The 12,075-nt window shown below is 42.2% G+C and carries 12 protein-coding genes; 8 read left to right on the forward strand and 4 right to left on the reverse strand.

Annotated elements, in window-relative coordinates; all coding sequences use genetic code 11:
* Positions 1-17 precede the first annotated feature (17 nt).
* Both BMX56_RS28900 and BMX56_RS28905 read right to left on the reverse strand, forming a co-directional pair.
* Positions 18-1,112, reverse strand: coding sequence for an AI-2E family transporter (locus tag BMX56_RS28900; protein ID WP_090653199.1), 1,095 nt, complete (start codon positions 1,110-1,112; stop codon positions 18-20).
* Positions 1,113-1,622: 510 nt separating this feature from the next.
* Complete coding sequence (locus tag BMX56_RS28905) at positions 1,623-2,000, reverse strand: VOC family protein (RefSeq protein WP_090653200.1); 378 nt, start codon at positions 1,998-2,000, stop codon at positions 1,623-1,625.
* A 144-nt stretch (positions 2,001-2,144) separates the two neighbouring features.
* Here BMX56_RS28905 and BMX56_RS28910 point away from each other — a divergent pair, with 144 nt between their 5' ends.
* The 8 genes from BMX56_RS28910 to BMX56_RS28945 all read left to right on the forward strand — a co-directional run bounded on the left by BMX56_RS28910 (position 2,145) and on the right by BMX56_RS28945 (position 10,595).
* On the forward strand, positions 2,145-2,489 hold the full coding sequence (locus tag BMX56_RS28910; protein WP_090653201.1) for a carboxymuconolactone decarboxylase family protein: 345 nt from the start codon (positions 2,145-2,147) through the stop codon (positions 2,487-2,489).
* Between the two features lie 105 nt (positions 2,490-2,594).
* A complete protein-coding gene (locus BMX56_RS28915; RefSeq protein ID WP_090653202.1) occupies positions 2,595-2,957 on the forward strand; it encodes a four helix bundle protein in 363 nt (120 codons plus the stop codon).
* A 38-nt stretch (positions 2,958-2,995) separates the two neighbouring features.
* Positions 2,996-3,583 carry a DNA-3-methyladenine glycosylase I gene (locus tag BMX56_RS28920; RefSeq protein WP_090653203.1) on the forward strand — a complete coding sequence of 196 codons (588 nt, stop codon included), beginning with the start codon at positions 2,996-2,998 and terminating at the stop codon, positions 3,581-3,583.
* A gap of 178 nt (positions 3,584-3,761) precedes the next feature.
* Positions 3,762-6,569 carry a DNA polymerase I gene (gene polA, locus BMX56_RS28925; RefSeq protein ID WP_090653204.1) on the forward strand — a complete coding sequence of 936 codons (2,808 nt, stop codon included), beginning with the start codon at positions 3,762-3,764 and terminating at the stop codon, positions 6,567-6,569.
* 212 nt (positions 6,570-6,781) lie between these two features.
* Positions 6,782-7,333: a Uma2 family endonuclease gene (locus tag BMX56_RS28930; RefSeq protein WP_090653205.1), complete on the forward strand. Its 552-nt coding sequence runs from the start codon at positions 6,782-6,784 to the stop codon at positions 7,331-7,333.
* Positions 7,334-7,648: 315 nt separating this feature from the next.
* Positions 7,649-9,073 (forward strand): glycogen synthase, encoded by a 1,425-nt coding sequence (locus tag BMX56_RS28935; RefSeq protein WP_090653206.1) that lies wholly within the window; start codon positions 7,649-7,651, stop codon positions 9,071-9,073.
* Positions 9,070-10,332: a glucose-1-phosphate adenylyltransferase gene (locus BMX56_RS28940; protein WP_090653207.1), complete on the forward strand. Its 1,263-nt coding sequence runs from the start codon at positions 9,070-9,072 to the stop codon at positions 10,330-10,332. Before BMX56_RS28935 ends, BMX56_RS28940 begins: the two co-directional genes overlap by 4 nt.
* Before the next feature lie 71 nt (positions 10,333-10,403).
* Complete coding sequence (locus BMX56_RS28945; RefSeq protein WP_090653208.1) at positions 10,404-10,595, forward strand: hypothetical protein; 192 nt, start codon at positions 10,404-10,406, stop codon at positions 10,593-10,595.
* 190 nt (positions 10,596-10,785) lie between these two features.
* Here the strand turns inward: BMX56_RS28945 and BMX56_RS28950 are convergent, their stop codons facing one another.
* Both BMX56_RS28950 and BMX56_RS28955 read right to left on the reverse strand, forming a co-directional pair.
* Positions 10,786-11,466, reverse strand: coding sequence for a metal-dependent hydrolase (locus BMX56_RS28950; RefSeq protein WP_090653209.1), 681 nt, complete (start codon positions 11,464-11,466; stop codon positions 10,786-10,788).
* A gap of 60 nt (positions 11,467-11,526) precedes the next feature.
* The gene (locus BMX56_RS28955) at positions 11,527-11,841 is read right to left on the reverse strand and encodes a YbaB/EbfC family nucleoid-associated protein (protein ID WP_090653210.1); all 315 of its coding nucleotides are present in this window, start codon (positions 11,839-11,841) and stop codon (positions 11,527-11,529) included.
* Between the last annotated feature and the right edge of the window lie 234 nt (positions 11,842-12,075).

The raw sequence follows: 12,075 nt of genomic DNA on the forward strand, positions 1-12,075 counted from the left end.
TAATGCCTGAACTGATATTATTCAACTTTCAGCTTTTCGGCAGCTTTTTTATTTGACTCATAGTCGCCTCCTAGTAGGTAACCCCAGGGTTTAAGACTCTCAATACGATCAAATATGATTTTGAAAATAGCAATAACAGGTATGGAAAGGAACATGCCCGAAAGCCCCCAGATCATCTCGCCAAGAATAATGCCGATGAACGAGATCAGGGCGTTCAGCCTCACCTTTGAACCCACAATAGTTGGCAGCAAAAAGTTGGCATCTACTGCGTGTATTACAATTACACTAACAGCCACTGTTACAGTTTTGCCAATATTGCCGGTAGCAAAAGTGATGATGGTGCTTAATAGCAACGCTGTGAAAATACCGATATAGGGAATGATGTTAAATAAACCTACAATGATACCCAGTAACGCCGCGTATTTTATGCCGATTAATAAAAAAACGGTAATGGCAACACTGGCTACAATAAACATTTCAAGCAATAGCCCCAGTATATACTGCCTCATGATAGATTGAACGTTTTCTACAATGTCCATCACTACCGCCGAGTTCTCGTCCCTGAATACCCAGATGATAAACCGAAGAAGAAGCCGCCTGTAAAGCAAAATAAAAAACGTGAAGATCATGATAAACACATAAAATATCATGAGCGACGAGATTGCGCCGAAAGCAGTGCTTACCACATCGGTTCCCGATTCCATTATTTTTTTGGAGGCATCATCTACATATTTTAGCTGTTTGGCCGCGTTGATGTGGAAGGCTGATTGTACCCAACTCTGCAAATCATGAATTGATTGCGATACCTGGCTTTTAAGCATTGGCCAATCATTGGCAAGGTTTGATATTTGGGAACCTACCAGGTAAAGTATGCCGCCAACCAGGGCCACCAGCAAAAGGATAGATGCCAATGACGACATGCTGCGCGGCAGGTGTAGTTTTTTTTCAAGAAAGTTGGAAACCGGCAGCAACAGGATAGCAAATATAAACCCGAAGATTAATGGGTCGAGTATATCTTTGCCTACGATGATGAGGTAGCCAAGGGCCAGAAAACCCAGCAGAGTAAGCGCAAGTCGTTCATAAAAAGGGGCTATAATTTTTTTTGCCGGCATAGGGTAGATGATTATCTGGTGTTGTTCAGGTACCTTAACACAAAGCGGTACCCGAGGTTTGAAGATACATAATTATTAGGCAAAAAGCCATCTTTTCTTCTGTAATGGCAGGCAAACGCATTTAATCGCGTTAACATAACTTAACATATTTTAGATATGTTTTTTATAAATATTTGATAATCAATATTTTGTATTTTAACATGGTTAACACTAAACTGATCGCCCAATTTAGGCGCATCCAAATATTTGTGCCCGTTGTTGGCCAATACGAGCCCTTTAGTACCTGGATCATTTAACCAGGATCAGCCAATAGAAACAAGGTATCGTTTGATGCTTATATCTTCCCGACGCTATAAGTTTATTCCGTTAGCTATTATTAAATAGCAGCTTATTGCCGTTAACTACTTAGATGCGTTTGCCCTGTTCGCAACAGCTTGTTGTAAATTTATATCCACTGGTAACAGGTGAAACTTACTTTGATGATTGAACCCATCGGCCGGCTTAATCGTTTTACTCGTCCTCGGCAAACGTAAGTACGTAATTGTTATTGTCTTTAATCGAAAACTCAGTAGCCCCATAAAAAGTTGTTTCTAAGCCTTTCAAAACAGGCACCAGATCTTTTACAGATTCGAAAAAAGCCCGGATGTTTTTGAGTTTGATATAGAGCAGCATCGACGCTCCATCCTGCCGGCTGATATCGGGAAGTTCTTCGCCCAGGCTTGCCATGGTTTGAAACATCATGGTTACGTTACCTTTGGCCATCATAGCCCAAACCAGGTCGGCGCCGGTTTCGGGTACGGTTACTACCAGTTCGAAACCCAGCAGGTGAAAAAATTTGATAGTTTCGTTAATATCCTTAACAAAAATATTGGGCGATAAGCTTTCCATTGTTTTTAATTAAGCTGTAAAAGTTGAAATAAATGCTGCGATAAAAATAAATATTTATATTGAAAATGCTAAATAATTTAGTAAAATTGTCAAAAATAAATGAAATCGATAATTCAGTAAATCACTAATTCAATAATTAAAAAAGTGGGAAAACTTGTAGAAGAATTTGACAGCTATCGCACCAAAATGAACGATAGGATAATGGAAACTGCCAACACCAATATTAAACGTTTTTTTGCGCTGGATACCACCAGCTATGCCGATGGCGCCCTCGATGTAAAAACCAAAGAAATGCTTGGCCTGGTAGCCAGTATGGTGCTGCGCTGCGACGATTGCATTAAATACCACCTGGGTAAATGTTATGACGCAGGGGTTAAGCACGATGAAATGAATGAGATATTTATGATAGCCAATTTGGTAGGCGGATCTATAGTTATTCCGCATTACCGTAGGGCGGTTGAATATTGGGACGAGTTAAACGAAGCTTAGCTTTAAGTCGTAAGTCTTTAGTTCGAAGTCTTAAGCCAAAAGTTGGTTTTATGAAAACGTCCATTGCATTTAAAACTATGCACACTTTCTACTTAATTTAAAAATTTGAGCTCATTTAGAGATTTGATTGCTTACAAAAAAGCATTCGCCCTGTCAATGGAAATTTTCTGGCTAACGAAAACGTTTCCCAAAGAAGAAACCTATAGTCTTATTGACCAAATACGAAGGTCATCGAGGTCGGTTTTTGCTTCAATTGCAGAATCCTATAAAAAGCGGAAATACCCCAATCACTTTATAAGCAAGCTTACCGATGCGGAAATGGAAAATGCAGAAACGCAAGCTTGGCTGGATGCTTCTTTAGCATGCAATTATATTACACAAGAGAAATTTTACGAGCTTAACAAGCAAAGCGAAGAAATTTCATTTCTGTTGATCTACATGATAAATAACTCAGATAAATTCAAATAGCCAATAATTACGACCTATTTTACTTAAAGACAAAAAAAATGACTTCAGACTTAGAACTCAATACTTCAGACTTAATCCGCTGCTCCTGGGCCGGAACCGACCCACTATATAACAAATACCACGACGAAGAGTGGGGCAAAGAAGTACACGATGACCATACCCTTTTTGAATTCCTGATCCTTGAATCTGCCCAGGCTGGTTTAAGCTGGATAACTATTTTACGCAGGAGGGAGGGCTACCGCAAAGCTTTTGCCAATTTTGACGTACGCAAAGTAGCGGCCTTTACCGATGAGGATGTAGAGCGCCTGATGCAGGATACAGGCATCATTCGTAACCGGTTAAAAATACTGGCAGCTATCAACAATGCCAAATTATTTATTGACATACAACAGGAATTTGGTTCGTTTGATAAATACCTGTACAGCTTTATGCCCGGCGGAAGACCGATTATCAACCATCACCATAAAATCCCCGCCAGTACGCCCGAATCGGATGCTATCAGCAAGGATATGAAAAAGCGGGGCTTCAAGTTTTTTGGCACCACCATTTGTTACGCCCATATGCAAGCAACGGGTATGGTGAATGATCATATCCCGGAGTGTAGTTTCAAGTATACACACGAATAGTTACGAATTTAATCGAATTGCACGAATTTTTTTAGACACGAATTATCGCTGATTTAATCGGATTACACGAATTTTAATTGGCGATAATTATCATGGATTTAATTCTATTTTTGCATAGAGCCATTGCAGGTAATTCGTGAAATTCGATTAAATCCGTGCAATTAGTGTTAATATAATTATGAAAAAACTATTTCTTTTGGATGGCATGGCCCTTATTTACCGGGCGCATTTTGCTTTGAGTAAAAGTCCGCGGTTTACCTCGGGCGGGATGAATACATCAGCGGTGATGGGCTTTACCAATACCCTGCTGGATGTTTTGAAAAAAGAAAAACCAACCCACATGGCCGTGGTTTTTGATACCGAAGCGCCAACCGAACGCCATACAGATTATGAACATTACAAGGCCCACCGCGAGGCTATGCCCGAAGATTTATCAAAGGCATTACCCTATGTAGTGAAACTGATACTTGGTTTCAACATCCCGGTGATCACATCAGATGGCTACGAGGCCGATGATATTATAGGCACCCTGGCCAAAAAGGCTGAGCAAAAGGGCTACCAGGTTTATTGTATGACACCCGATAAGGATTTCGCTCAGCTGGTATCCGATAACATCCGCATTTACAAGCCCGCCCGCATGGGGAACGAGATGGAGATTTTGGGCGTGAAGGAAGTGCTGGAGAAATGGGAAATAGAAAAGGTTGAACAGGTTATAGATATTTTAGGCCTTTGGGGCGATGCGGTGGATAATATTCCCGGCATCCCCGGCATTGGCGAGAAAACGGCCAAATCGCTCATTAAACAATACGGCTCGATGGAAAACATCATTGCCCATAGTCACGAGCTTAAAGGCAAGCAGCGCGAAAATGTTGAGCAGTTTGCCGAGCAGGGTTTACTGTCAAAAAAACTGGCTACTATATTATTAAATGTACCTGTTGAACTGGACGAGGAAGGACTGGAAGTTGGCGCGCCAAGTAAAGAGCTGTTAGAGCCCCTTTTTGCCGAACTGGAATTCCGCACGCTGGGCAGGCGTGTGTTTGGCGATGATTTTACCATCACTGAGTTTAAATCTGCCGGTACCCAAACCGACCTGTTTGGCGAGCCTGTTGCTACGGCCCGCACAACCATGACGGTGGATGTAGAAGATATCCGCGAAGACTTTGTAACAGCATCTAAAAATATAGATAACGTACCACACGAATATCACTTGGCCGATACGGCTGAAAAACGCGCTGAGCTGATAGCCATCCTTGAAAAACAGGAAAGCTTTTGCTTTGATACCGAAACCACCGGTACTGATGCTAATTATTGCGAATTGGTTGGCCTGTCGTTTTCGATAAAGCCAGGCGAGGCCTGGTATGTGCCGGTGCCCGAAGACCAGGAAGCAGTTAAAGCGATAGTTAATGAGTTTAAACCGGTGCTGGAAAACGAAAATATTGGCAAAATAGGGCAGAATATTAAGTTTGATATCCTGATACTGAAATGGTATGAGGTGCAGGTTAAAGGCCCCCTATTTGATACCATGATGGCGCATTATATTATCGACCCGGATACCCGCCACGGCATGGATATCCTGTCCGAAAATTACCTGGGCTATAAGCCGGTTTCCATCACCTCGCTTATTGGCCCCAAGGGTAAAAACCAGGGCAGCATGCGCGATGTGGAGATAGAAAAAATAAAGGAATACGCCGCGGAGGATGCCGATATCACCCTTCAGTTAAAATCTGTATTCGAACCGAAATTGAAAGAGGTGGAAAGCGAAAAGCTGATTCACGAGATAGAGCATCCATTGATTTACGTTTTGGCCGACATTGAATTTGAAGGCGTGAAAATAGACCATTTTACGCTGGGCGAATTCAGTAAAGAGCTGGAGACCGATATTAGTAAACTGGAAAAAACTGTATACGAAAAAGCAGGGGTAAGGTTCAACATCGCATCGCCAAAACAGTTGGGCGAGGTGTTGTTTGAAAAACTGATGCTTGATCCCAAGGCCAAGAAAACTAAAACCGGCCAATATCAAACCGGCGAGGATGTGTTACTGTCGTTAGCAGCTAAAAGTGATATCGTAAGAGATATATTAGATTTTAGGCAGCTGCAAAAACTGAAATCAACTTATGTTGATGCTTTGCCAACTATGGTGAATCCTAAAACGGGCAGGGTGCATACTTCGTACAACCAGGCGGTAGCCGCTACCGGCAGGTTAAGCAGCGTTAATCCCAACCTGCAAAATATCCCTATCCGTACTGAGCGGGGCAGGGAGGTGCGTAAAGCATTTATTCCCAGAAATGCAGGCCACAGCATTGTATCTGCCGATTATTCGCAGATAGAATTGCGTATTATAGCCGAGATCAGCAAAGATCCCAACATGATGCAGGCCTTTGTTGATAACCTGGATATCCACACCGCCACGGCCGCAAACGTTTATGGCGTAGCTTTGGATGAAGTAACCGGCGAACAGCGCCGCAACGCCAAAGCCGTTAACTTTGGTATTATTTACGGGCAATCGGCCTTTGGTTTATCACAAAGTTTAGGCATCCCGCGTAAAGAGGCTGCAGATATTATTGAGCAGTACTTTGCACAATTTCCGGGTATTAAGCAATACATGAGCGATACTATGAACTTTGCCCGCGAAAACGGCTATGTATGTACGTTGATGGGCCGCCGCCGCTATCTGCGCGATATCAATTCGGCAAATGCAACAGTACGTGGTTTTGCCGAGCGAAATGCCATCAATGCCCCCATACAAGGTTCGGCTGCAGATATGATCAAGATAGCCATGATCAATATTCACCGCGAATTTAAAGCCCAAAAGCTGGATGCCCGCATGACCATGCAGGTACATGATGAGTTGGTGTTTGATGTGCCTTATGACGAAATTGAAATTGTGAAACCCATCATTATGCATAATATGAAAACCGCCATTAAAACAACGGTGCCTATTATGGTAGAGATTGGTACTGGGTTGAATTGGCTGGAGGCACATTGATAATGGTCAATAGTTGATTGAGTTAGATTGGGTTGATTAAGTTAGAAATTCGATCGGGCATAATTATCAATATGCCACTTAAAATAAAAACGTGCTGCTGTCGTAAACAGACAGTGGCACGTTTTTTTCTAAAATCAATTGAAAAATAGAAGTTAATCTTTTTACAACACAATTAATTATATTTGTGTTATAGCTATAAGATTACCGGGATCATGGACGAAAAACATAAATATCAAAACTTTATAACGGAGATCCCATCTACCGCTGTTGATATTTATCGTATGTTGCCCGAAGGTACCCGCTGTGAAGTTATTTTCAATGAATTAAGTATGTCGCCGTCGCCATCCCGTGAACATCAAAAATTATTAATAAAGTTAACTTCCCTCTTATTCGAATATTTAACCAGTAACCCAATAGCCGAATTATTTACTGCTCCTTTTGATGTTTACTTCGAAAAACAAAAATCCGTAGTACAACCAGATCTGTTTGTTGTTTTAAATGACCAAATGGATATTGTTGAAAAAAATGGTGTTCATGGTGTGCCACGATTAATTATTGAGATTGTTTCGACAAACAGGGCGTACGATACCCAAAAAAAACGTTCGCTTTATGAATCGGCAGGCGTTAAGGAATACTTTATTATCGATCCTGAAAACAATAAAGTTATTTTGCTTACTCTCGGTGTTACTGGTTTATATGAGCAAACATACGAGGAAACCGGTGTTTTAAAATCGGCGATTCTATCCTGCCGGATATCTTTCTGATGGTGTAATGATGTTGTTTCAACGATGCTTTCTGCGGCTTTTGCAAATTTTACGTATAATCCATCGGTATACATCCCATAAATCCGGCGTCCTGCCAATAAAAATCCGTTTCAAGTAAATAATTCCACCTTAGTGTACTCAATACTCAACGTTGTTTAAGTTCAATTTAGCTGTTTTTGCTATCATTTTTACAACTATTCCGTCTAAACGTTAATAACATTTTTACAATCTTCTCTGTAAATTTAAAAAACTATATTAATGATTATAGGTTTCTCTTTTGGTAATCTTTCCTTAAATTGAGCCAATAAAACCTGAATGAAAATATTCCATTTGAGTGCCGAATGTTATCCCGTTGCCAAAGTTGGCGGCCTTGCAGATGTTGTTGGCGCACTGCCTAAATATCAAAACCTGGCAGGCTTGCAGGCAGCAGTTGTAATGCCCTACTATGATCGCAAGTTTACCCAGGAAAACGAATTTGATGTTGTTTTTACTGCGGTAACTTTACTAAACACCCGTCGCCTTTACTTTGAAATTTTAAAAGAAAAAACCGATAAGCTGGGTTTCGAATTGTTTTTAGTCCGCATACCCGGGCTGCTTGACAGGGAAAATGTATACAGCTATCCCGACGAACGGGAGCAGTTTATTGCTTTCCAGCTGGCTTTTTTAGATTGGATCAGCTACTCGCAGCAAACACCGGACATTATCCACTGTCACGATCATCACTCAGGCCTGGTACCCTTCCTGCTTTACCATTCCAAATTGTACAAACGGCTGGCCAATGTACCTACGGTATTTACCATACATAATGGCCAGTATCATGGCGCTTTTGGCTGGGAGCATTTTCAATACCTGCCCGAAATTGATCCGGCTTCAACAGGCCTGCTTGATTGGGCCGGTGGTATAAACCCGCTGGCCGCGGCCGTAAAATGTAGCTGGCTATATACCACGGTTTCGCCAACTTACCTGCGCGAGCTTACCATTAACTCAAACGGCTTGGAATATCTCTTTTATATCGAAAGAGCCAAAGGCTACGGTATAATAAACGGTATAGATACCGAAGTTTGGAATCCTTTGAAAGATCCCATGATTCCGAGCCATTTTAATACTAAAACACTGGCGAAGGGAAAGCAATTAAACAAAGAAACTCTTTGCACCCGTTTTGGCTTGGATGCCTCGAAACCCCTGTTTACCTTCATCGGCCGGCTGGTGATTGAAAAGGGCGCCGACCTGCTGCCCGAAGCTATTGACCGCACACTGGCGCAATATGGCGATGAGGTTAACTTTTTTATCCTTGGCTCGGGTGACAAAGATATGGAACTGGCCTTGCTTGAACTTAAGGCAAAATACCCGGGCAGATGCAATGTGTTTATCGGTTATGATGAATCACTGGCGCACGTGGTTTATGCCGGTGCCGATTTCCTGATGATGCCATCGCGGGTAGAACCCTGCGGGCTTAACCAGCTTTATTCCTTACGTTATGGCACCATGCCGCTGGTACGCAGCACGGGCGGCTTAATCGATTCGGTAATTGATTTTGGCGACGAAGGCGGCTACGGTATCCGGTTTAACCAGGTTTCGGTAGATGATATTTGCCACGCCATAAACCGTGCTGCCGCGCTTTATCAAAACCAGCCACAACTACAAATACTCCGCAAGCGCATGATGGCCCTCGATTTTTCGTGGGACAGATCGGCCAAAGAATATATAAACCTTTATGAAAGTTTAAACCCTCTGATATGACATCTAAAGTAATTTCAATTGTGCTTGGCGGTGGCCAGGGCAGTCGTTTATCGCCCCTAACGGCAACACGTTCAAAACCGGCTGTGCCAATTGCCGGTAAGTACCGTTTAGTTGATATTCCCATTTCCAATTGCCTGCACTCGGGTATTACACGTATTTATGTGTTAACGCAGTTTAACTCGGCTTCGCTAAACAAACACATTAAAAACACGTATCATTTTAGCAGCTTTAGCGATGCTTTTGTTGATATTTTGGCTGCTGAGCAAACACCATCAAGCGTATCATGGTTTCAAGGTACGGCCGATGCGGTAAGGCAAAGTTTACACCACCTGGCTGTACATGAGTTTGAGTATGTACTGATTCTATCGGGCGACCAATTGTACCAGATGGATTTTGACGACATGATAACCAAGCACATCGATGCTGGTGCCGAAATTTCCATCGCTACTATCCCCGTTGACGCGGCTGATGTTCCTGGATTTGGTATTTTGAAAGCAGATGACGATAGCATGGTTACGGCGTTTATCGAAAAACCAAAATCGAACTTTGAAAGCTGGGCCTCTGATGTAAGCGATGAGATGAAAGCCGAAGGCAGGGTTTACCTGGCATCGATGGGGATTTACATTTTTAACCGTAAACTGTTGTATGAATTATTGGAAGGTAACGACCGTACCGATTTTGGTAAAGAGATTATCCCGCAATCTATAGTTAATCATAAGGTTTTGAGCTACCAGTACGAGGGCTACTGGACAGATATTGGTACCATCCCATCATTTTTTGATGCTAACCTGGGCCTTACCGACGAGATACCTAAGTTTAACCTTTTTGGCGAAAATCATATTTATACCCGTGCGCGTATGCTGCCGCCATCAAAAGTGTCTGGCACTACATTAAATAAATCTATTATCGCCGACGGTTGTATCATCAGCGCTAAAACAATTACCCGCTCTATTATTGGTATCCGTACCCGGATAGGAGTTGATACCGAAATTGAAAATTGCTATGTAATGGGCAGCGATAACTACCAAACGCTTGAGCAAATTGCCGAACTGAAGTTGAGCAGTTCGCCGATTATGGGTATAGGCGACAGGGTAAAGATAAAAAATGCCATCATCGATAAAAACACCTATATAGGCGACGATGTGAGCATCAACTGTGGCGAATTGCTGCCCGATGGCGATTACGGTACACATACCGTGCAGGATGGTATTGTAGTTGTTAAAAAACGCGCGATTATTCCTAATGGTACAATTATTTAATTAAACGAAATAAAAAACAATCCATAGTTAATTTGTTATTGATGGTATAAAAACTATAAAACATAACAACTATGAAAAAAGCACTTTGTATGATTGCTTTAGCAGCAGTCTCTTTCGGAAGCGTTTTTGCATTTGCCGGTAACGCAACAGTGAAAACTACGCATGGTATTATGCAAACAGATACTACAAAGAAGAAAATGAAGAAGAAAAAAATGAAGAAGGATTCGACAATGAAAAAAGACACGATGAAGATGAGAAAGTAACCTTCAACAGCAACAAAAGAAGCCTCCTGAGTATTTCGGGAGGCTTTTTCATTTATTAATTCCGTCATTGCGAGGTACGAAGCAATCCCCGAAATGCTAAGTCCCACATAGTTCGGGATTGCTTCGTACCTCGCAATGACGTTAGTATCGGATATGCGCAATAACACAGCTGTAAGCAAAGTTCGTTCGCTTACAAATCCATTGTTTCGCCAATAACAGGCAGCTTCAAATTCAATCCTGCTTTAATAAATTTTTCCCTTACCTCGTCCTTATCAATTTTAATCACATCAAAAGAATCGTAATGAATACCAATGATGTTTTTGCAGTTAATAAAACCTGCGGCCTTAATGGCGTCATCGGCGCCCATGGTGTAGTTATCGCCGATAGGCAGGTAAGCCCAGTCAAGGTTTTCATCTTCCAGCAGTTTCATATCGTAGGTAAGGGCGGTATCGCCGGCAAAATAGATTTTTTTACCTTCGATAGTTAACAGGAAACCCGCGGGGTTGCCACCAGCGGCGCCGTCAGGCATGGTGCTGGAGTGTACGGCGTTCACCATTTTAACCCGGCCAAAATCAAAGTTAAAACCACCACCTATGTTCATCCCGTGTACATTGTCAATGCCTTTGCTGTTTAGCCAGTTGGCAATTTCGGCGATGCAGATAACTTTGGCACCGCTGTTTTTTTGCACCTCTATCAGGTCGGCAACATGGTCGCCGTGGCCGTGTGATAGCAGGATATAATCCGGTTTCAGGCTTTGTAAATCAACATCCTTAGCTAACGGATTGTATGTCACAAAAGGATCAAACAAAAGTTTGGTACCGCTGCTCAATTCTATCTCAACGGTTGATTGGCCGTAATAAGTCGTTTTCATAGTAAATATTGTTAAAAATCTATCCGAGCTATCGTTCCCCCTTCAGGGGGTTAGGGGGCTTTATTTTCCAAACAAGTTCCCCAAACCTGGCATGCCGCCAAACATATCTTTGGTCATGGCAGCCATTTCGGCCTGGCTTACGTTATCGGCTTGTTCCATGGCTTTGTTAAAAGCTACAACTAATAACTCTTCCAGTTCTTCCTTATCGGCGTCAGCCAAAAAATCGGGGTTGATAGCAATTGATTTAACCACTTTGTTGGCATTTGCCGTTACCACAATTTTGCCACCCTCGGCACTGCCTGTTACCGTAATAGCATCCAGGCGTTTTTTCGATTCGCCAGCCTTTTGCTGGGCTTCCATTATTTTATCAAACATAACTTTATAGATGTGCAGATATGCAAATGTGCAGATTACAGATGTGCAAATATGCAGATGGATAATTATTTAATATTGCTGATTCTTAAATTTTACAAATTCAAAACCAAAAGGTTTAATCCGAAGTTGCTTTACTCACCACTCACCACTCACCACTCACCACTCACCACTCACCACTCACCACTCACCACTCACCACTCACCACTCACCACTCACCACTCACCACTCACCACT

The sequence above is a fragment of the Mucilaginibacter sp. OK283 genome (assembly GCF_900110415.1).
Lineage (GTDB): Bacteria > Bacteroidota > Bacteroidia > Sphingobacteriales > Sphingobacteriaceae > Mucilaginibacter.